The following is a 22,665-nucleotide window of genomic DNA, read 5'->3' as shown; positions in this document are numbered from 1 at the left end:
ACTGTTTTTAATTTTGCAGATATCCTTCTAACAACAACAATTGGCGTTTGATTTCAACCCCATCTATTGCGTTTCCCATATATCCTGTCAGTTTTCCATTTTGCCCGATCACTCGATGACAAGGAATAACGATTGGCAATGGATTGGTTCGATTTGCCTGCCCAATCGCTCGCACAGCTTTCGGACTATCAACAGCAACGGCTACTTCTTTATACGTTCGGATTTCTCCATAAGGAATGGTCGACAAAGCTTTCCAGACATTTTGCTGAAAAGGCGTACCTCTCTTTATAGATAAAGGAACATCAAATTCTTTTCTTTTTCCCGCAAAATATTCTTCAAACTGTTCTTGTGTGCGCGTTAAAATTCGCTGATTCGCTGATTCGCTTTCTGAAATTGGCTGAAAAGATACAGCAGTCAATCCGGATTCATCTGCATCTAACCATAAAAAGCCGATAGGTGTGTGTATTTTCATTTTGTTTGCTCCTAGTCAATAGACTGGAACTTCCTCCTTTTTCTCTATCCAAAACTACTTGCCAACTAATAAAAATTGTTCTTAAAAGTTTGATAAACCGAGGAAACATGGTAAACTAAATACGTTAGTTTACAAAAAGAATACCTGTTCTTTTACGTAAAATCAAATTTTAAAAGTGTTATTTAAGGTTTATTAAATTTTGAATGTAAACCATATATAAACATACGATTGAAAGGATAGAAACGATGAAAGTATCAATTGTTGTCCCATGTTTTAATGAAGAAAAAACTGTTCCTCTTTTTTTTGATGAGGTTGAAAAATTCAAAGGTGCCCATGAGTTCGAATATTTGTTTATTGACGACGGATCAAAAGACGGTACGTTAGCAGCAATCAAAAAGCTAGCCTCAGCTTATCCTTATGTCCGCTTTGTCTCATTTTCCAGAAATTTTGGGAAAGAAGCGGCTCTGTACGCTGGATTGCAAGCTTCTACAGGAGATTTAGTGACCGTGATGGATGTTGATCTGCAAGATCCGCCCGAACTGCTTCCTGAGATGATCAACCGGATCACTACTTCTGATATCGATTGTGTCGGCACCCGGCGTTCGACTCGTGAAGGCGAGCCTGCGATACGCAGTTTCTTTGCGAAAAAATTCTACCAGTTGATCAATAAAATCAGCGATACAGAAATGGTCGATGGCGCTCGTGATTTCCGCTTGATGACTCGTCAAATGGTGGATGCCGTCCTAGAATTAACAGAATACAACCGATTTTCAAAAGGATTATTTAGCTGGGTCGGATTTAAAACAGAATATATTTCTTATGAAAACCGCGAACGTGTGGCTGGCGAAACATCTTGGTCCTTCTGGAAATTATTCAACTACTCGATTGATGGTATCGTGAACTTCTCGGATGCACCGTTAACGATTGCTTCATTTATCGGCGCTTTGTCTTGTGTCGGTTCTGGTATTGCAATTTTGTTCATTATTTTGCGGGCATTGTTGTTTGGTGATCCTACATCAGGATGGCCTTCCATGGTCTCGATCTTCCTGTTCATTGGTGGAATCCAATTGTTATGTCTTGGAATCATCGGGAAATATATCGGGAAAATCTTCTTAGAAACGAAACAGCGTCCTGTTTATATCATAAGAGAAACAGAAAAAGTGAAGCTAAATGAATTGAAGCCTCACCAATAATATACGTCAAATGAAGTAAACATTTTTTTAAATGAAAAAGGACTGTGACAAAAGTCTTGTCACAGTCCTTTTTTCCGAATAAATGGTGTTCCAGAAGTAGCTTCTTCGGAAATAAGCCGAAATTTCACAAAAATTTGAGAAGCAATTTTCGTAAATTCCTTCTTATTTCTTGAAGCTGACCACTTCTATCACAACCTCTTTCATATCTTATTACTTCTTCATTGCTGCTTTTAGTGCTGCTGCTAATGGGCTTTCTTCTGGTTCTTCTGCTTGTGCATATTTTTTCAGCAAGCGTCGTTCTTCATGTTTGGTCATTTTCTTCTTCTGCTCTTTTTTATCAAGCAATTTTTCTGTCGTTCCATCGTATTTACAACGGAAATAAGCACCGTTTTTACCTTCGATGATTTCCATTTTCCGGTGACATTGCGGGCATCGATGATTAGAGACTTTTGGATCTTTTCTTCTGCGGTAGTTGCAATCTGAATTGGTGCAGACATAGATTTTGCCGTCACGTGTGTTTTTCTCGCGCAGATTGGCCCCACATTCTGGGCATTTCTTTTGGGTAATCGAGAAATCTTGATATTCTTGTTTGCTTGATTTGATCTCATTCACCAAGCGTTTTGTTTCTTTTTCGATTCCATTCAAGAAGGTTCCTGCTTGTTTCTTTCCTGCAGCAATAGCTTCAAGGTCTTTTTCCCAGCTTTCTGTCAAATCTGGTGTTACTAAAGAGGGATTTACCAATACTAATAATTGCTTACCTTTAGGAGATACTTGCAGTCCTTGAGGGGTACGTTCCATCAGTTCAGATTTGATTAGTTTCTCGATAATCTCTGCACGCGTAGCTGGGGTTCCCAGACTGTATTTTTCCATTTGACCAAGCAAGCTTGCTTCTGACAATGGTTTAGGCGGTGCAGATAGTTCTTTTTTGATGGCGAAATCGGGATTGATTCTCATTCCTTTTTCCCATTTGACTGTTTCCGTCTCAGTTTCAGTTTCGCCTTTCCATCCTGCTTGGACGACACGATTTTGCCGAAAAATGAATCGTTCTTTACCAAATTCAACCGTAACTTTTGTTTGGCTGACTTTATGGGGTTGAGCAAACAGTCCTAAAAAACGAGAGACAATCATTTGGTAGATTTTTTGCTCTTCATTACTTAATTTTTCATAACGTGCTCTGTTTTCAGTTGGCAAAAGTGCATGGTGATCGGTCACTTTACTGTCTTGGAATACTTTTGTCTGTTGGACGATGGCTCCGTTTTTCAAATACTGCTTGACCTCAGGAGCAAAGTCGCTGACTGCTTGCAATCGTTCTTTCATCGTACTTTTCATGTCATTTGTCAGATATTTGCTGTCTGTACGCGGATAAGTAACGATCTTATGGGTCTCATACAAACTTTGTACAAGACTTAATGTTTTCTTTGCAGAATAGCCATAGCGTTGATTGGCTTCTCTTTGGATCTCTGTTAAATCATAAGGCAATGGCGCAGATTCCGTTTTTAATTTTTCTTGGACTTCTGTGACAGTTCCTTTGCTTGTACTGATCAATTGAACAAGTTTTTGTGCTTCTTCTTGTGTTCTTAAAGCAAATTGATTTTTTTGAAGCATTTTGGCTTGTTCTTTTCCAGCTTGCAACGTGATCGTGAAATACGTTTGTGGACGGAACTGCTCGATTTTCTTTTCTTGGTCTCTCACTAATGCTAGTGTCGGTGTCTGCACACGGCCTGCTGATAAATTATCCGCGTACTTCACAGTTAAGGCTCTGGTCACATTCAATCCTACCAGCCAGTCCGCTTTTGCCCGGGCAAGAGCAGATTCATACAATGCATCATATTCTTTCGCAGGTCTTAGTTGCTTGAATCCAGTTTTGATTGCTTTATCTGTTTGAGAAGAGATCCATAACCGCTTCACTGGTTTATTGAAATGCACATACTCTAAGATCCAGCGAGCAACAAGTTCCCCTTCTCTTCCGGCATCTGTCGCAATGACTGCTTCTGAGACATCTTTTCGCTGAGCCAGCTGCTTGATTGCTTTTAATTGATGTCCTGTTTTAGGAAGTGGTTTGATTCCTAGTTTTTTAGGGATCATTGGCAACGTGTCCATTTGCCAGCTCTGCCATTCCTTATTCAGATCTTCCGGCATTTTCAATCCTAATAAATGACCAAGGGCCCAAGTAACGATCACCTTGGGTCCTTCATAATAATTTTTGTGCTTTTGATTAGCACCAAGCACCTTGCTTAGGTCTTTCGCAACGCTTGGTTTTTCCGCTAGAATTAGTTGTTTCATAAAATTCCTTTCTGCTTTCTACTGTGATGGGCTGATGATTTTTCAACAACGCAAGTCCCTTGTATTGCTGTAAATCATCGTCACACTCTTCACACCAGCGCTCATCTCCGTCATTCCAAAAGGCGCTGAGAAAGTTACTTTTTGCATTGATATATTCATAATTTTGATGGATTTCGTTCCATTGTTTTTCGTACGCTTGTCGTGCTTCTTCGAAAGACTCGAATGTTTCTTCTTCTTCAATATCTTCTTCCCAGTCTTCAAAAAACCACCAAGGCTCATTGTCCCCGAACATGGTAATTACTTGATACATACTCGTGCTCCTTCTTTCAGCTTTTCTAGACTCATCTTAGTCACTTTTCAAGAAAGTTGCAAGAATTTTCTCTTATAAAAGGGTCATTTAATGAACATCTTAAAATTGTTACAAATGAATCTGATTGTTTAAGGCAAAGTAGCGATAAAGTCATTGATCATCCAAAAATAGCTGTCTTCTGGATCGATTGTTGGTTCTTTTGTAAAGTATCCTAAAAAACGTAAGGAAAGATAACCGTGGATCATACTACGAAGTTCCCTGCTTCGATGAACTTTTTCTTCTTTCGTTAATTGAAAAGCCTCAAATATCTGCAAAATGATCTGATTCGTTTCATGGATTCCATCTAATAAAATAGCTTCATTGGTATGCGGTACACTGATCAGTAACTCATACACTGCTTGATTTGAAAAAGCAAAGGATCGATAAGTTTCTGCATAGATCTGCAGTGCTTCCTGACCACTTTTTCCCACAAGAGCCCGTCGCAGCTGGTCATTAAGTTCCTGCAGAAGTTTCGCTGTTAGCGCTGTTTTGACATCACGAATATTTTTGAAATGGTTATACAGCGAGGGAGCCTTGATATCTAAGCGTTTGGCTAAATGCTGAAAGGTTATTTGCTGAACATCCATCTCTTCTGCTAGTTCTCGAAAGCAGTCGATGATTTTCTCTTGAGACAGATTTCTTTTTTTCATTTCCATGTTTCCTCTCATAAAATAAATCCTTCACTCTTTCAGTTTACCACGAAAAAGAAAGAGAAAAAAGAGACTTTCATTGATAAACTACATATTGTAGTTTATAATAAAGATCTGTAGATGAAAATTTTCAGAAAGAAGGAGTCTAATTGGCTGCAAGAATAAAGGAAAAATTATTTAGGAAAAGAGAAACTTGGGAACAAAACTTGTTTGTCTTATGGTTTGGAACATTTATGGCTGGTATCGGATTTAGTTTAGTCATGCCTTTTATGTCACTTTACATAGATACGTTAGGTAATTATAGTACGTCACAATTGAACTTTTGGAGCGGATTGACTTTTTCATCTACTTTCTTGGTGACTACGCTTATCTCTCCTTGGTGGGGAAAATTAGCCGACCAAAAAGGAAGAAAATTGATGCTGTTGCGTGCTTCATTAGGAATGGCAATCGTCATTTCTTTGATGGGTTGCGTGACTAGTGTGTATCAATTAGTCGCATTGCGTCTGCTTCAAGGGATTTTTTCTGGTTATATCAGTAATGCCACTGCCCTTGTCGCAACTGGGACGCCAAAAGAAAAAAGTGGTCAAGTTCTTGGAACCTTAGCAACTGGTTCTGTTACAGGAACATTACTTGGACCGCTTCTTGGCGGGATCTCTGCTTCAGCGTTTGGCTATCGCCCTACCTTTTTCATTACAGGGATCATCTTATTTTTCGTCTTCTTGTTGAGTCTGTTTTTCGTCCATGAAAAATTTGTCCCAGTGAAAAAAGAAAACATGGTTTCTGCCAAACAGATTTTCAAAGACTTGAAATATCCACACGTCGTCATCGGTATGTTCGTCACAACGATGATCATCCAAGCATCCAACAATTCCATTAGTCCAATCATCAGTCTGTACATTCGCCAATTGCTGCATGGACATGGGAATGTTACGTTGATCAGCGGAATCATCGCTTCGATACCTGGGATTGCCACTTTGATAGCCGCTCCAAGATTTGGTCGCTTAGGTGACAAGATTGGGAGTGAAAGAATACTTGCGATTGGTTTGGGTTTTGCGATTCTGGTTTATATCCCAATGGCATTCGTCACGAATGTTTGGCAATTAGCTGCCTTACGTTTTTTGATTGGTATCTCTGATGCTTGTCTGCTCCCTGCTGTCCAAGCATTAATCACAAAATATTCGCCTCATCAAGCTGCTGGACGGATCTTCAGTTATAACCAATCTTTCCAAGCAACTGGTAACGTAGTAGGGCCTATGATCGGCTCCAGTGTTTCCAGTGCATTTGGTTATCGTGGCGTCTTTCTTTCGACTTCTCTTCTTGTTTTGGTCAACTTCTTGCTTGTACGACACAATACACAAGAGATCCATCAGCAAGAAACTGCAGAAGAAAAAGCTTCAGGAGTCTCCATAGCTTCAGGGCACTCTCCTTCTCATAGACAATAAGCGTAAATGAAAAACACTGCTTGAACAGTTGTCACAGACTGTCCTTGCAGTGTTTTTGTTTAGGCCTGTTTTTTCAAGAACTCAGATAAGAGGAATAATCCCTTTTCCAAGGTTTCTTTTTTACAACAGTAACCTAGTCGGGCATGCTTCGGTAAATCAAAGGCACTTCCTGGTACTAATAGTACTCCTGTTTCTTCTAATAAATTGATACAAAATGTCTGGTCATCTTCTTCGATGGCTAATTTAATGAAAGAAGTAGAGACGTAATTGGGAGCGACAAGTTCAACTTTCGGTTCATTGGCTACCCATTGTTTTAAAATCACAAGGTTCTCTGTAATGATCTTTTTGTTTCGCGCCAATATTTTTTCTTTATTCTTCAATGCATGTACAGCAAGATCATCTGACAGGACTCCGCCGCAAATCATCGTGTAGTCTCGATACTTTCGAAAAACTTCTGCCAACTCAGGTCCAGTAGCTGTCCAGCCAATACGAATACCTGGAATGGAGTAGGTTTTGGATAGGGAATTGGTTGCTATACCTTTTTCATAGACATCTACGATCGACAAGAATTCACCTTTATCCGTTAAAGGCGCATATACTTCATCTATCAATACATATGCATCTACTGTACGAGCAATTTCTGCGATTTTTTCTAAAGTTTTCCGATCTAGCAATGTGCCTGTAGGATTGTTTGCACTATTCAAACAGATGATTTTTGTTTCAGGTTTGACTAAGGCTTCTAGCTGTTCTAAATCAAACTGCCAATCTTCTTCTTCCTTCAAATGAACAAAGTCAACAGCGGCACCTAAAGATTTGGGGATGTCATATAATTGCTGATAAGTAGGAAGCATCGAAACAACATGGTCTCCTGCTTCCACTAACGCGTATAGAGCTAAAAGATTAGCACCAGTCGCTCCATTCGTTTGTAAGATGTTTTCCGGATCGACGGTTTGATAAAGAGAAGCGACTTCTTGTTTGAAAACATCTGATCCTTCGATCCAGCCATAGTCCAATGGTTCGTTTTTGCGTTTTTCGAAAAATTCACTTACGCTAGTCCCATCTAAGCCAACGAGTTCGTCTAATGTCAATGCTTCGATCGAGCTTTGTGCAATATCATATACCGCTTTCTTTTCCCATTTATTTAGCCATTCTTCTACACCGAAATTTGCGATTTTCATGTTTCTTTCCCCCTTATATCTTGATCCAGCCTACAGCAAGCAACCCGATTGAAAGCAGTGCGGCCACACAAATCAGCCCAATCATTACTTTTTCTTTTCCCGTAATTTGATGTTTGGTTTCACGACAAGCGATCCAGTAGAAGCAAAAACCAGGAAGATAGGCAATACTACATAAAAGGACATAAGAAAATCCTGCTAAAATGATGCCCATCAATTCAAAAACTACAGCAATCCCACCGATCACTACTTGTTTTTTGATTCCTTCTTTTAAAGAAAACTGGACTTGATAGATCCCGACAAGTAGATAACAAATCAAAATTGCCGCTGTACATAAAGAATAGGCAAATTGATAGGCATAATCAGTAACTAAGAAAGTCAATAAGAATAGATTAGTCAAGATTGCAGTAACAACTAACGAATAAGTTGGGGCATTTTTTTTATTCGTTTTTCCCCAACCTTTCGGCAACAGACCGTCTCGAGCCATCAACATCGTTGTTTCTGCTGGGAGCATCGTCCAAGACAACCAAGAACCAATGATCGAAATAATCAAGCCGATATTGATCAGCGCTGCTCCCCAATTTCCCACGATTCCTTTTAAAATATTTGCCATAGCAGGTTGTGAAATAGTTGCTAACTCTTCTTGAGATAAGACGCCGTATGGCAAGATCGAAGCAAGGATATAGATAAACAATAAACAAAGCAGACCAATGATCGATGCTTGCTGGGCTTCTGAACGTTTCTTCGCGCGGTTGGCTAAAACACTTGCGCCTTCGATCCCTACAAAGACCCACATCATAACCATCAAACAACCTTTAATCTGCAACCAGATCGTTCCTTGCTGCCCTGTTCCATTCACTAGATTATCAGATACGTTACCCCAAAAATCAGCAGTGAATATATTCACTTTAAATGCGATAAATACAAATATTAAAAATAGGAATAATGGCACTAATTTACAGATCGTTACGATTGTATTGATGACGCTCGCTCCTTCAACTCCATTGTTTACTAATAAAGTCAGACCCCAAATAAAAATACTTGCAAATAAAATAGAAGGAACATTTTGTCCACCTTTGAATATCGGGAAAAATTCTCCCATGGCGCTCATCAGCATCGTTGCAAAAGCAACATTTCCCAGCCACGCAGACAACCAGTAACCCCAACCACTGATGAAGCCACCTAATTTACCAAATGAAGCTTCCGCGTAACCGAAAATACCACCATCTAGATCTGGACGTTTTTCTCCTAAATGATTCAGCGATAATACCAAAGCTAAAATACCAATCCCAACGATTATCCATGAAAGGATCGCTGGCCCTGGAGCTGCAGAACTAGCCAGATCACTTGTGATCCCAAACACACCGCTTCCGATTGACGAACTGACAACCAGAGCAACCAGTCCCCATTTGCTAATACCCGTCGATTTCTTTTCCATTTCCATCACCCTCACTTATAAAATTGAACAAATCACTTGCAAAAGATTCCCTTCTATTTTGCAACTGCTCTTGCTTAACAAAAAGCAACTTTATTCATATTATTGGATATTATGAACTTTTTACACAAGTATTTCAAGTATAAAATGAATAAAAATTAATTTTATTGCAAAAAAACAGCTATGCTATCCAAAAGAAAAGGTGTTTCTTTTGTTAGCCATAGCTGTTTTGATTCATTTAATATCGCTTAAACGTATTGTAAAACTTTTGTTTCTTGATATGCGTGGTCGATCAAACCACCACCCAGACATTCCATTCCATCATAAAATACAACTGCTTGTCCAGGAGTGATTGCACGTACAGGTTCGTCGAATACGACTTCTGCACGATTATCATCCAATAAGCGAACTGTCACAGGAACGTCTTGCTGACGATAACGGAATTTCGCTGTACACTTGAATTCTTTTGGCATTGGTTCATTCGTCGTAAAGTGGATTTCACTTGCATCCAAGCTTGTGGCATACAATGCAGGATGATGGAACCCTTGCCCCACATATAATGTGTTTGTCGCTAGATCTTTTCCTACAACAAACCAGGGTTCTTGCGAATCTCCTCCGCCACCGATCCCTAGTCCTTGACGTTGACCAATCGTATAATACATCAAGCCAGCATGTTGTCCTTTGACTTCACCATCAAGAGTGACCATATTTCCTTTTTTTGCTGGCAGATAGTTGCTCAAAAATTGTTTGAAGTTCTTTTCACCAATAAAGCAGATTCCCGTTGAATCTTTTTTCTTAGCAGTCGCAAGGCCTGCGCGTTCAGCAATTGCCCGTACCTCTGATTTTTCCATGCCGCCTAGAGGGAACATCGTTTTTGAAAGCTGTTCTTGTGATAATTGGCTAAGGAAGTAAGTTTGATCTTTATTATTGTCTACTCCACGAAGCATGTGGACCACGCCGTTTTCATCGCGAGTGACTTGCGCATAATGTCCAGTAGCTACATAATCGGCGCCAAGATCCATTGCATAATCCAAGAATGCTTTGAATTTGATTTCTTTGTTGCACATCACGTCTGGGTTAGGCGTACGTCCTGCGCGGTATTCGGCTAGGAAATATTCAAATACACGATCCCAATATTCTTTTTCAAAATTCACAGAGTAATAAGGAATCCCGATTTGAGCAGCTACTTTCGCTACATCCTTATAATCTTCCGTGGCCGTGCATACACCGTTTTCGTCCGTGTCATCCCAATTTTTCATGAATATTCCGATCACGTCGTATCCTTGTTCCTTTAACAAAAGTGCTGTTACAGATGAGTCGACACCGCCGCTCATCCCTACGACAACGCGTGTTTTGCTGTTGTCTGTCATGATATCACCATCATTTCAATTAGATTCTGAAACATCTACGAGTTGAAGGTCGCAACTTTTCAGTATTTTACATTATACGTCATATTTCTGAAAATTTCATCCCTTAATTATCAAGTCGTAAAAATACTGTTCTACTGGACCTATTCAGTACACAAACATGATAGTCAACCAAAAAATCACTCATCTTTTGAGCATTCGATATAAAAAATTGGCATACTCATAAAAAGGGCCAGCCTTTCGGCAATAAGGAATAATTTTATAAATTGTGAAAATCTATTTTTCAAAATTGCTTCTTATCGCTTAAAGCTGCACGTCTCATTTACAACCTTTTCTTTTTAGATGTTATGAGTTGCTCAGATAAGTGATTTTGTTTACTCTAAGAAAAAAGGGAGGCAAAAGATACATGAATTACTTTATCAGTGATATGCACTTTTTCCATGAACGCTTATTAGGAAAAAACGACTTTGCTCCGCGGCTCTTTGCAAATGTGGATGAAATGAACCAACAGTTGATCACTAGCTGGAATGCAGTAATAAAAGAAACCGACCATGTTTATCATCTAGGCGACCTTGCTATGCATCCGCAATATGAAAAAGCAAATGCAGAAATTTTGGAACTGGTCACTCAACTGCAAGGAACAATCCACTTGATCAAAGGGAACCATGACAGTCGCGCTTTTTTCCGTTATTTAGAAAAAAATGATCCTAGGCTTACTGACGGAAGTCCCAAATTTTATTTTTATGATGTAGGTGCCATCGTTAAATTCGACCATCAACAATATTACTTGACTCATTATCCGATGTTGCTCGGGCCTAACGACACTATCCGCAATCTTCATGGACATATCCATCATTACAGCGTACCTATCGAGAACGATGTCAATGTAGGCGTAGACGCACCGGAAAGAGAACTCTTAAAGGAAAAACTACCATTTGGCACTCCGTTATCTGAGCAACAAATCAAAGAAATCTATGAAGCAAAGAGGAAGTACGATAGGTCGTGAAAAAACTGCCCTATATCAAGTATTAAACAAATAAAGATAATTACTCATATTTTTCATTTGAGTAGGCTTATTGCCACAGGAACATTAGGATCAGAAATGGAGTTGTAACAAGACTTCTGTCACAACTCCATTCCATACTATTCGTCTTTTTGCTCATGGTGTTCTTTTACCAGTTTTTTCTGTAATTCTTTATCATAATTTCGGGCAGCTGACGTTAAAAATAAAACGATTCCGCATAATAAAATCCCGATTCCGGAAAACAAGAACATTTTTTCTACCCCTAAACGATCAGCTAATGGTCCTGCAAATAATAATCCAATTGGACCTGCCAGGTTCATCAAAGAGTTGAAGTTCCCTAAGACACGACCTAAAACATTCGATTCATAACTCTGCTGGATCATTGCCATCAGCAGTGTATTGAAATATGGCGTTGCACAACCTGCTCCTGCATTCAAGATAAGAAAGTACAAGAACCCTTGACTATCGTTTGGAACCAATCCGCTTGCACCGATCGTCAGGCCCATAATGATGTAGGCTATAATAATAGGTTTCATTCGGTCTTTCCATGTTCCTATAAAACTGATCAGTGCACCGCCTAAGAGCATTCCGACTGCGTAGACTACTTCCACTGCTCCCGCCTGTCCAACGGAACCACCAAAGTAATCTAGCGTCATCAATGGATACAGACTGATTGCTGGCATGAACAACAGCATCACAAATGCACCATTGATCGTTATGTACCATAACCCTTTATTATCCATCAATTGCTGCAGCCCAAATTTTGCATCTTTAAAAATAGTAAGCGGAACTTCCAATATTTCAGGAGAAACTTTTGGGATCTTCACAAAAATCAATAAGCCGACACCAAAAACTGCCCCCAATACATCTAATAAAATAAGGTAATTGACAGGAACGACTGAAAACAAAGCCGCACCTAGAGCTGGCGCAATGATGAAATTCGCTGATTGGACCATTCCTAACTGTCCATTCGTCCTTGTTATGTGAGAAGATGGAACGATTGTCGGCATAATCGACTGGATCGTTGGCATTTGGAATGTTTGTGCGACCGAACGCATAAACAAAGACACAAAAACTAGCCAAATCGGGAAGGATTCTGAAATCGTTCCGACTACTGCTAAAATAAGCGCGAAAATCGCTACAATAATATCCGTGACAATCAAAAGAGCTTTTTTATCCCAGCGATCCACTAGCGGTCCTACAAATGGGCTTAGTAAAACCATGGGAATCATTCCTAGTAAAGTAGCAAAACTCAAAATTGTCGCCGAACCGGTTTCTCTTGTCAAATACCAGATGATCGCATATTGGACGACCATACTAGTGATTCCTGACAAAAACTGTCCCGATAAAAAGAACAAATAATTTCTCTTCCAATTCGTTAAAACGACCGACTGTTCATTTTCCATAAACATCCCTCTTTTCTTTTTCATTTTGTATAGCGTTTGCACAACAATCATTATACGGGATTCTTTTTTCAAAAAATACCTTTTTCCCTAAATAACAATCGTTTCAATTTAAATTTCTTTACTTAGAAACAATAAATCAGCAAAATATTAAAAATAACAACATGTGTTAAATTTAAAAATAAAAAAGACAACTAATTTGCGTCGTCCTTACAAAGTTAGTCATCTAACAATAGGCCGTTTCAAAACTAGTTGTCTTTTTATATCCACAGATCATTCGACTTTTTCGAATAATCCACGGCTAATCATCCCATCCATCAGAAAATAAAATTTATCTTGGCTCATTTTCTGTTTTGGATCTTTGAAAATATTGACTGCTTTCAATCCATTTGCTGTAGTGATCGACATTTTCAATGTTTGAATATCTTTTGATACAGTGATTTTTAATTTGAATCCTTCTTTGCTTTGCGGCGTGGCATCTAATGGTCGGATCAATTGATAATTGCCTCCGTTTGTTTCTGTAAATCCATTATCGCGCAATGTATATCTTTTTGCATCAGGATGCAAACGATAGCTAATTGGTGCGCCCAGTACCGTTGCTGTTGTTTCAAATGCCATGATTTTCACCTCGATAAAATTAGTTTCTCTTTATTATAAAAGTTTATCCTGATTTTTACTAGGTTTTTCAGTTAAGTTCCCTAAAAAATGAAGGCGTTCTCTCAGACATCTGTTCATATAAGAATGACTTCACTAGTTATTTTTTGACAGCACGAACTAATTGATCAAGGAAATACTGGATGTCGTCTTCGGTATTTCCCAAACCAAAGCTGATACGGATGGATTCTTTTAGTATCGGTGTATCTTCTCCATACATTGCTTCTAATACGTGTGAAGGCTCGATATTTCCTGCTGTACAAGCTGAACCAGTAGAAATAGCGACCCCATTAAGATCAAGCTTCATCAGTAGCAAATCATTTGCTTCGCCAATTAAGCGAAGATTCAACACATGAGGGAGTTTATTCGTTAAATCACCATTTACTTGATAAGGGATTTCGTTTGCTTCTAATGTATCAAGAATCAATTGCTGGAATCCTTTATATTTGTTGTTACGTGCTTCACGTTCTTCAGGTGACAGCAGTTCAACTGCTTTTGCCATACCCCAGATCCCTGCTAAATTTTCTGTACCTGCACGCCGCTTTTCTTCCTGCTCCCCGCCTAAAAGCAATGCAGGGATATTTACTCCGTCTCGTTTATATAAGAAACCGACGCCTTTTGGCCCATTGATTTTATGAGCAGAGATACTTAATAAATCGATTCCTAATTCTTCTGGATGGATCGTTTGGTTTCCGTACGCTTGTACCGCATCTGTATGGAAATAAGCTGGATGATCCGCTAAAAGTTCACCGATTTCTTTGATTGGCATCAAATTTCCGATTTCATTGTTCCCGTACATCACAGAGACCAAGATCGTATCTTCTCGTAACGCTTTTTTGACCTCTTCGATCGACAGATTCCCTTTTTCATCTACAGGCAGATATGTAACGTCAAACCCCTTTGTCTCTAAATATTTCATGGTATTAAGAACAGCAGGATGTTCGATAGCTGTAGTGATTAGATGTCTGCCTTCTTTTTGACGCGAGAACGCTGTTTCTAAGATAGCTGTATTATCCCCTTCTGTTCCCCCACTGTTAAAGATGATCTCGTGAGGTTTTGCTTGCAGACTGTCTGCAATGATTTGTCTTGCTGTTTCCAATTTTTCATGCGCGTGGCGACCAAATCCATGTATGCTTGAAGGATTTCCAAACGTGTCTTGCATGATTGCCGTCATCGCTTCAATTACTTGTGGATGCATGGGGGTAGTTGCCGCATGATCCAGATAAATAGTTTTCACTTCATTCATCCCTTCCAAATTATTGCTAGGCACATTCTAGCATAAAATAGCGAACAAACCAAAGAAGAGCTCATTTTGTCTAGAGGACGTTTCATGGGCATAGAAAAAAGGAGCTGTAACAAAAGTCTTGTCGCAGCTCCTTGAAGCTGCTCACTTCTGTCACAACTTCTTTCCCTCTTTTTTTGTTTATTCGAATTCTTTTTCTTCCAGACGGAATAACGGACTCATCGGTGTATTTTCATGGATGCGTTTGACCGCTTCACCCATTAATTCTGAACATGTAACGATTGTTAAGTTTTCTGGATGACGATTTTCTTCTGTGAAAACAGAATCAGTGATACAAATATCTTTGATTGGTGCATTGTCTAAAATACTTTTCGCATGATCGGACAATAATCCATGTGACGCACAGGCATATACTTCTTTTGCGCCGTTTTCTTTTAATACATTTGCTGCTCGTGCAAGCGTTGCTCCTGTGTTCAAGATATCATCTACCATGATACATGTCTTTCCTTGAACATCACCGATCACATAACCACCCTCAGTTGAAGCATCATCTGCATGATCTACGATGGCTAATGTGCTGTTCAAATATTCTGAAAGACTACGTGCACGCTGAACACCGCTGTTTTTTGGCGAAACAACTACGATGTCATCTCCCGTCAGACCTAATTGACGGTAATAATGAGCAAACAACGGCATCGTAAATAAATTATCTACAGGAATATCAAAGAATCCTTGTACTTGAACCGTGTGCAGATCTAAAGTCAGTACTCGAGTTGCCCCTGCTTCTTCGATCAAGTTAGCGATCAATTTCGCAGTGATCGGTTCATGAGGTTTCGCCGTGCGGTCTTGCCTAGCATACCCATAGTAAGGCAATACGACATTGATCGTTTTCGCACTTGCTCGCTTCATTGCATCGATCATGATCAGTAGTTCCATATAGTAGTCATTGACAGGTGCATTCGTTGATTGAACGATATACACATGATCCCCTCGAATACTTTCTTCGATATTGATGGAAATCTCGCCATCACTAAATTGCTTCACGACGCTTTTACCTAATTCTGTTCCGAACACTTTCGCGATTTTTTCAGCTAATGGACGGTTGCCATTCAAACTAAAAATCTTCAACGTGTCATCCTGATACTTATTACTCATGTAGTCCTCCCCAAAACTTCTCTATTCTTCGATAGTTTAACATATTTTTCCAAGATTTTCTGTTAATTTCAGCAAATTCTTAAGGAAGTGAAACTGTTCCGTTACTCCAACTGGCAGGAATGACTTTATGATAATCGCCCCAGTTGTCGTGTACTTTGTAATAACGTTCTCCTGTTTCAGTTTCAAAATAAGCGTACGCTGTCACCCAATGATTGCCATATGTACTGCCAAGTACTTTCAAAATACCAATCATCACAGGTTTGCCTTCACGTATACGTTTTGTAGCTCGCTGCCATGAACCTAGAAGAGTTGCTCGTGCACGCTCATGATTGCCATTCTTCTTTAAAAAACTAGAAATCCCTGTACTAACCTGAAAAGGAATCGTAGGAAGTCCTAGTGGTTGGATCTGGCTACGCAATGCCTTCGTCAAAACCAACGAATCAGCCGTATTTTTCTTGCGAATCTCATTTGGAAGCATCCACCCCTTACGATAGTCTTGATAATAGGCAAGGAGAACTGCTGCCGCGTAAGTACCACAAAGATAGCCTGAGGGGGTAGCCCATTTCTTATACCTCAAAAAACGTTCTTCTGGCAATCCCACCCAGCAATTTGCGAGTTCCTTTCCTGACCTTTTTTCTTCGATCAAAACGGGAATATCTTCTTTTCTGTTGATCCATCTAGATAACTCGATTGGCTCTTCATTGATCAGCTTCCATTTTTTACAAGAAAGACCCTCTTGATAAGTATATTTTGCTGGAGAATATTCTACCGGATGTCCTGATTGATCGATAATCACATAACTTTGATCTTCAAAAACCAGAGCTAAAAAAAGCAATTTACTTTTTCTTGACTGCAGCTGCTGAGTGCTGGCTAATTTTTTAATTTTTTTATCTACTTTGAAATATAAAGGTTTATCCACTACTTGATTCAGTTGGGATCGCCTCCTTTTTTTCATTATAAGTGAAGGATTGAAAAAAACAAATCAGTTTGATTGTTCGAATTTTCAATTTTTTATGTTCTATTTGTTAATTCCTTCATTTTGTAAGATAATGGGCACACGAAACAAAAAAGGAGCGATCGATGAATGAACAAAGAACGATTGAAACAAGATTTCTATGAAGCAGTCAATGAAGAATGGCAAAAAACAGCAAAAATCCCTGCAGATAAACCAGCTACAGGCGGTTTCCAAGATTTAGTTGACGGGATCGACCAACTTTTGATGGGAGAAACAGACGATCTGCTTGCCCATCCAGAAAAAGTGTCTTCAGAAAAAATGAAACATTTCCTTGCATATTATCAACTGGCAAACGATTATGACCGAAGAAATGAGTTGCATGCTCAACCACTTCAACCTATAATCGAAAAAGTTGAATCATTGCAGTCTTTCGACGAATTGAATAAGCAATTTCCAGAATGGCTGTTGGATACATTACCATTGCCATTTAATCTGGATGTAGATGCAGATATGAAGAATGCGCAAACGAACGCCTTCTTTGCTTATCCGCCTTCTTTATTCCTTCCAGATAAGACGTATTATGCATCAGACCATCCCAACGGTGCACAACTAATAGACGTTTTCTTTGATATGGCTGTTCAGTTATTAGAGCTTGCCGGCAAAGAAAAAAGTCAGGCAGAAGCAATCACGGAACAAGCAGTGCAATTTGATAAATTGATTGCTCCTCATGTAAAAAGTGCAGAAGAAAACGCAGATTACAGCAAAATGTATAATCCGCAATCTTTTGATACATTTATTCAATACACAGATAAACTGGACTTGAAAAAACTTGTCACGGGTTTGATTGGGACAACTCCAGATAAAGTGATCGTAACTGATCCAGTGTACTTCGATCATTTGAATGACATCCTGACAGAAGCTCATTTTCCGTTATTCAAAAGCTGGATGATCATTAAAACAGTACGTTCTCTTAGTGGTTATCTATCAGAAGAATTCCGCCAAGTCAGCGGAATCTATTCTCGCGTATTGTCTGGAACAGACGAAGCAATGCCTCAGAAAAAAGCAGCGTATTACCTTGCCTCTGGACAATTCGATCAAGTAGTTGGCGATTACTACGGAAAAAAATATTTTGGCGAAGCTGCTAAAAAAGACGTAGAACAAATGGTGAAAAAAATGATCGCCGTTTATAAAAAACGTCTAGAAGAAAATGACTGGCTTGGGGATGCAACAAAAGAAAAAGCCGTCATAAAATTAAATAACTTAGGTATCCAAGTAGGCTACCCCGATAAGATCCCAGCATTATTCGACCAGTTCAAAACAGTACCTGCAGATCAGGGTGGTACTTTGCTTTCAAATACTCTTGTTTTCAGCAAACTCACATTAAAAGATCGTTTCAGCAAATGGAACAAACCAGTGGATCGTTCAGAATGGGAAATGAGTGCTGACACGGTCAATGCTTATTATCATCCATTTCGGAATGTGATCGTCTTTCCGGCAGCGATCCTTCAAGCACCATTTTACAGTCTAGAACAATCAAGCTCTGCTAATTATGGTGGAATCGGAGCTGTTATCGCTCATGAGATTTCCCATGCATTTGATAATAACGGCGCTTTATTTGACGAATATGGCAACTTGAACAACTGGTGGACAGAAGAAGATCTTACACAATTTCAAAACAAAGCACAAGCAATGATCGAAGAATTCGATGGTCTGCCTTTTGCTGACGGAAAAGTAAACGGAAAATTAACCGTTTCGGAAAATATTGCTGATGCAGGCGGTCTAAGCTGTGCATTGGAAGCAGCAAAAACGGAATCAGATCTTTCTATCGAGGAATTCTTTGTCAATTGGGCAACGATTTGGCGTACAAAAGCAAAAAAAGAATACCAACAACTTTTACTGCAAATCGATGTCCATGCCCCTGCTAAACTCCGAGCAAACGTGCAACCAAAAAACCTTGACGAATTCTATGAAACATTTGGTATCACGGAACAAGACGCTATGTATCTAGCGCCAGAAAAAAGAGTGCGAATCTGGTAAGAGGTTGTGCCAGAAGTGGTCAGCTTCAAGAAATAAGAAGGAATTGGGGAAAATTGCTTCTCAAATTTTTGTGACATTTCGGCTTATTTTTCGAAGAAGTTACTTCTGGAATACCATGTATCAGAGGTTGTGAAAAAGCCGCTTAGTTTCAAGTAGTAAGAAAAATTTTGTGAAAATGGCTTTCCACATTTTTGCATAAATTTGACTTACTACCGAGAAACTGGCTTTTGAACACCGTTTATCGAGAGGTTGCGAAATCAGCGTCCTGACCTGAGTATTAGAGAAAAAAACGGAAAAATAGTTCTTCATATTTTGCCGTTTGTTGAGCTAATACCGGGGGTCAGCTGATTGAACACCGTTTAGTGGAGAGATTGTGAAAAAGCTGTCCTGCATCAAGTAATAAGAACAGCCAATCAAAAGCAGCAAGGAGAACCTCATCTATAAAAAGATAGAAGGAAGTGAGACATCTATTGGTCTCATTTCCTTCTATTTTTACTTTCCTCAGTCAATTGTTTTACATCATAAAAGGAGAAATTCCACTTATTTTTTTCGCTGTTTCATGACATAAACAACTACACCGATTAACAAAATTCCTCCAGCTAATGCTAGCAACGGGTTATTAAATTCTCCCGTTTTTGGGAGTCCTTGAGTGCCATCTTTTTTACTTTCTTTTGCTGTCCTATCCGGATGAGAAGGTTTTCCATTTGGTGATTCATTTCCTGGATTTTCTCTTTCTGGTTTGTCATTTCCCGGGGGCACATCGGCAGTTTCTCGCACAGTGATCGCTTTTTGCTGGGTAACAGATTCTGTATGAGCAGACCATTTTTCCCCATCAAATATTTCCGAACGATAAGTGACTTCTAGCGTATATTCTCCTTTTGAAGGTGCTGAAAAAATAGCGGTATGATTAGAAAATTGAGCACTTGACTGTGTTTCAACGATTTGGATCTTTTCTGGGAAATAACGCATATCTTCAAAGACAGGCGTTCCTTGATTTGGTGTGAAAGTTGACACAAAAACTGTAAAAGGCTTCAGTTCAATGATATTTCCTTCTGCATTCTCCGCCACACCATTTGCTTCTTGTATAATAATCGGATTATTTTGTTCATTTGGTTTTGTCTAATTTGGTTCTTGTACGATTGCATACTCTGGATATTCCGAAGACGGTGAGGTTTCTCCGTCAAAAATAGCACCTACAGATAATGGAAGACCATCCACTCTTTCCTTTTCTGTTTGACGATTCCCCGGTTTAATCTGCATCAGTCCATGAACATGGATACTTCCATTTTCATAGCGCGTAACAGGCTGCTGACCTTCTTTCGAACATGTATTTAGAGACTCGATCCAATCTTTTGATACGGTATGTCCAAGAGTATTTTCTGATTGTTTCTCTCGTTCATTCCAATAGTAGTTCAACGAGTGGTAGATTTGATCTTCGTTTTGATTCAATGGGCGGATCTGCTCTCTCATCTCAAGATTCTCTGTTCGGAAAGATAAGATACCAGAAGCATGGTAGTCTGTGTTTCCTGCTGAAGAGGTATAAAGAGCCACATTATATGAACCGTTATTAAAACTTGTACTGCTATTGACGATAATATCTGTTCCGCTATTGGAATCGATTCCTTTCGCAAGATTTTCGAAAGACAAACTATTGATCAATTCATGAGGGCCCGTTAAAGAAGAACCGCCCATTTTGAATCCATTACCGTTACCTTCTCCCTCAATTCCCGGTACCCAGCCGTTTCGATAAGCAACTGAGTTTTTGATGATTACTTTTCCGATCGAACCTGTTTCATTTTTAGCAAAAAGGTCCCAACCGTCATCTGCATTATGATACGCGATTCAACCGTCAAATACATTTCCTTCTCCTATTGTCAGTTTGGCCGCAAATCCATCGGCATCTTCAAATCCTGGATCGGCATTTTCAAAAGATGTAAAGTTCTTGACTAAGTTATGCGCGGGCCATGCTTCGAAAGGATCATTTGAGCTACCGCTGATTTGGATTCCTGTATTTCCATTCCGATAAGCATGAATCTCTTCGATCAAATTATGATTTCCAGAAATCTGTAATCCTTTTTGCATAGCTGCACTATTTGTAATGTCAAACCCTCGTAAACCCCAGTAGTGACTGAACAGTGTCATCCCATTTCCAGTTCCTTTAAAATCAAGTACAGGACGCTTGTTTTCTGGATTTTTCTCTGCAATCAACTGAATCGGGTTTTCTCTTGTCCCGTTAACGCCTTTTGGAATCGTCAATCCTCTTTCGAAGGAATAAGTTCCAGGCGCCATGACGATTGTCTGCCCAGCATATGCGTATCTCAATGCTTGTGTCAGAGATAATGGATTTTGTCTGCTTCCGTTTCCTGCATCTGACCCTTCTGGTGTTACATAAACTGTCGAATATTTAGGTTTACGGTAGTCCACTATATGAAGAATCTCTTTTGTTTCATAACTAGTCATCTCTACGTATTCTTCTGGCGGATAGTTTTTATCTGGCGTAAAACTGAAAGTAAATTCGTTCGTTCCTTCCATCAGTTTTGTCTGATAATCAAATTCTCGATTCGCAGTGATAGCCAAGTCTTTTGCGTTCTTAAGCACCTCTCCTGTTGCTTTATTTTTAATTGTCAATAATCCGTCAGCATTTGCTCTAAAGGACATAGTATGATCTTGGTTTCCTGAATGATTACTAGAGGTCACAGTGTAAATCGGATCAATCAAGCGAGTAGGTCTTTCTTGCCCAGGAGGATCTGTCGCAGGATCTGAGTAAGCAACTTCGATTCCTTCTACCTTGATCGTCATATTCCTTGCTGCAGCAAATCCTGCATAAATAACCGATTCATCTGAAGCGTATAATTTTTCCCAGTCATACATGATGTCAGAAGCCATTTCTTCTCCTGTTTCAGGATCGTAATAATATGCCTCTAAACCAGTATTCGTTTTTTTCATCTCTACGTCCAGTTTAGTAATCGAGTTCGTGGCGGAAACAGATTCCCATGACCGTTTCCGAATATATTATAAGAACCTGTTTCTTTTTCCAAGAACCTTGCTGAAGTCTCTAAAGGTGTTGTTTCCACTGAGACACTCCCAGGAGCTGGCGCAGCTTGCGGATCTTCAGATGATATTCCTGTGATTGCCCGTGTCCCCAATCCAAGTCGCATCGTATATTTGCTGCCGCTCGTGTTGACCACTTCTTGTCTATCCGAGTCCCAGACATATTCGATCCGACTGCCTAGTATGGCAAATGAATTTGAATAAAATGCCTGCCCAAACAAATGATCTTTTGGTACTGCGTCTCTTACCATTAGAGCAAATCCTTCTTGGGCATTCGTATAGGTCCAAGATTCTATTTCGATCGTCGCCCGCATCCTAAAGTTGATGTCTTTGGGGATTGCTTGATAATAATAGGTCATTCCATCTGATCCGCTTGACTGGATTTTTCCGCCATTATTCGTGGAAGAGAGCCGCACGCCGTCTTCTAATGGTTCAATGGCATACCTACTAGCACTTGTGCTTTCTCCGAAAACAACCCCTTTCCACTCTTCATTTGCTTCTTCAGATTGCTTTTTTGTCTTTTCATTTTCTGATTCTTTCATCATAGGATCATTTCCTTCTTCCGTATCCATATCTTCACTAGTTCTTGGTACTTCCTCCATTGTTGACATTCCTTCAATGTTCACGTGTGCATTTTCTTCGTTCACAGACTGTTGTTCGTTAGCAGCAACTTCAACGACAGAAATTAAAACCGGGGTACTGAGCATAAGGAGATTCATCATTAGCGCACTGTATTTTATACGTTTTTTTAACAAGTGTATTCCTCCCGTAACAAAT

General features: G+C 39.5%; 16 protein-coding genes and 1 pseudogene. 4 read left to right on the top strand and 13 right to left on the bottom strand.

Features of this window, described 5'->3' with window-relative positions:
- Positions 1–7: 7 nt before the first annotated feature.
- Positions 8–472 carry a methylated-DNA--[protein]-cysteine S-methyltransferase gene (locus IGJ87_RS02525; protein ID WP_002289775.1) on the bottom strand — a complete coding sequence of 155 codons (465 nt, stop codon included), beginning with the start codon at positions 470–472 and terminating at the stop codon, positions 8–10.
- Between the two features lie 245 nt (positions 473–717).
- Here IGJ87_RS02525 and IGJ87_RS02520 point away from each other — a divergent pair, with 245 nt between their 5' ends.
- Positions 718–1,665 carry a glycosyltransferase family 2 protein gene (locus IGJ87_RS02520; protein ID WP_002325875.1) on the top strand — a complete coding sequence of 316 codons (948 nt, stop codon included), beginning with the start codon at positions 718–720 and terminating at the stop codon, positions 1,663–1,665.
- A gap of 210 nt (positions 1,666–1,875) precedes the next feature.
- On the opposite strand, the gene IGJ87_RS02515 is transcribed toward IGJ87_RS02520, so the two are convergent.
- From IGJ87_RS02515 to IGJ87_RS02505, 3 genes are all read right to left on the bottom strand, one after another.
- Positions 1,876–3,948 carry a DNA topoisomerase 3 gene (locus IGJ87_RS02515; protein WP_033655380.1) on the bottom strand — a complete coding sequence of 691 codons (2,073 nt, stop codon included), beginning with the start codon at positions 3,946–3,948 and terminating at the stop codon, positions 1,876–1,878.
- Positions 3,881–4,258 (bottom strand): DUF1033 family protein, encoded by a 378-nt coding sequence (locus tag IGJ87_RS02510; protein ID WP_002286704.1) that lies wholly within the window; start codon positions 4,256–4,258, stop codon positions 3,881–3,883. The genes IGJ87_RS02515 and IGJ87_RS02510 overlap by 68 nt, the downstream gene beginning before the upstream one ends.
- 128 nt (positions 4,259–4,386) lie before the next feature.
- A complete protein-coding gene (locus tag IGJ87_RS02505; protein ID WP_002325877.1) occupies positions 4,387–4,947 on the bottom strand; it encodes a TetR/AcrR family transcriptional regulator in 561 nt (186 codons plus the stop codon).
- 149 nt (positions 4,948–5,096) lie between these two features.
- On the opposite strand from IGJ87_RS02505, the gene IGJ87_RS02500 reads away from it, so the two are divergent.
- Positions 5,097–6,389 (top strand): multidrug efflux MFS transporter, encoded by a 1,293-nt coding sequence (locus IGJ87_RS02500; RefSeq protein WP_002286708.1) that lies wholly within the window; start codon positions 5,097–5,099, stop codon positions 6,387–6,389.
- A gap of 59 nt (positions 6,390–6,448) precedes the next feature.
- Here IGJ87_RS02500 and IGJ87_RS02495 read toward each other — a convergent pair whose 3' ends face one another.
- The 3 genes from IGJ87_RS02495 to mnmA form a co-directional block, all read right to left on the bottom strand.
- On the bottom strand, positions 6,449–7,567 hold the full coding sequence (locus tag IGJ87_RS02495; protein ID WP_002295162.1) for an aminotransferase: 1,119 nt from the start codon (positions 7,565–7,567) through the stop codon (positions 6,449–6,451).
- Between the two features lie 13 nt (positions 7,568–7,580).
- Positions 7,581–9,002 carry an arginine-ornithine antiporter gene (arcD, locus tag IGJ87_RS02490; RefSeq protein ID WP_002286721.1) on the bottom strand — a complete coding sequence of 474 codons (1,422 nt, stop codon included), beginning with the start codon at positions 9,000–9,002 and terminating at the stop codon, positions 7,581–7,583.
- Positions 9,003–9,247: 245 nt separating this feature from the next.
- A complete protein-coding gene (gene mnmA / locus IGJ87_RS02485) occupies positions 9,248–10,369 on the bottom strand; it encodes a tRNA 2-thiouridine(34) synthase MnmA (RefSeq protein WP_002286726.1) in 1,122 nt (373 codons plus the stop codon).
- Positions 10,370–10,772: 403 nt separating this feature from the next.
- Here mnmA and IGJ87_RS02480 point away from each other — a divergent pair, with 403 nt between their 5' ends.
- Entirely contained in the window at positions 10,773–11,372 is a 600-nt protein-coding gene (locus tag IGJ87_RS02480; RefSeq protein WP_002286728.1) for a metallophosphoesterase, read from the top strand.
- Positions 11,373–11,509: 137 nt separating this feature from the next.
- Here IGJ87_RS02480 and efmA read toward each other — a convergent pair whose 3' ends face one another.
- The 5 genes from efmA to IGJ87_RS02455 all read right to left on the bottom strand — a co-directional run bounded on the left by efmA (position 11,510) and on the right by IGJ87_RS02455 (position 16,800).
- On the bottom strand, positions 11,510–12,796 hold the full coding sequence (gene efmA, locus IGJ87_RS02475) for a multidrug efflux MFS transporter EfmA (protein ID WP_002291207.1): 1,287 nt from the start codon (positions 12,794–12,796) through the stop codon (positions 11,510–11,512).
- A gap of 270 nt (positions 12,797–13,066) precedes the next feature.
- Entirely contained in the window at positions 13,067–13,411 is a 345-nt protein-coding gene (locus IGJ87_RS02470) for a DUF1831 domain-containing protein (protein ID WP_002286736.1), read from the bottom strand.
- 136 nt (positions 13,412–13,547) lie between these two features.
- A complete protein-coding gene (locus tag IGJ87_RS02465; protein ID WP_002295158.1) occupies positions 13,548–14,693 on the bottom strand; it encodes a cysteine desulfurase family protein in 1,146 nt (381 codons plus the stop codon).
- 177 nt (positions 14,694–14,870) lie between these two features.
- On the bottom strand, positions 14,871–15,845 hold the full coding sequence (locus IGJ87_RS02460) for a ribose-phosphate diphosphokinase (RefSeq protein WP_002286741.1): 975 nt from the start codon (positions 15,843–15,845) through the stop codon (positions 14,871–14,873).
- A gap of 79 nt (positions 15,846–15,924) precedes the next feature.
- Positions 15,925–16,800: a dihydrolipoamide dehydrogenase gene (locus tag IGJ87_RS02455; RefSeq protein WP_002286745.1), complete on the bottom strand. Its 876-nt coding sequence runs from the start codon at positions 16,798–16,800 to the stop codon at positions 15,925–15,927.
- Between the two features lie 129 nt (positions 16,801–16,929).
- On the opposite strand from IGJ87_RS02455, the gene IGJ87_RS02450 reads away from it, so the two are divergent.
- A complete protein-coding gene (locus IGJ87_RS02450; RefSeq protein ID WP_002325878.1) occupies positions 16,930–18,837 on the top strand; it encodes a M13 family metallopeptidase in 1,908 nt (635 codons plus the stop codon).
- Positions 18,838–19,377: 540 nt separating this feature from the next.
- Here the strand turns inward: IGJ87_RS02450 and IGJ87_RS02445 are convergent.
- A pseudogene (locus tag IGJ87_RS02445) lies at positions 19,378–22,643 on the bottom strand (right-handed parallel beta-helix repeat-containing protein).
- Positions 22,644–22,665: the final 22 nt, after the last annotated feature.

The organism is Enterococcus sp. DIV1411a, assembly GCF_050531945.1.
Lineage (GTDB): Bacteria > Bacillota > Bacilli > Lactobacillales > Enterococcaceae > Enterococcus_B > Enterococcus_B faecium.
This window is presented reverse-complemented; position numbering and strand designations above follow the sequence as displayed.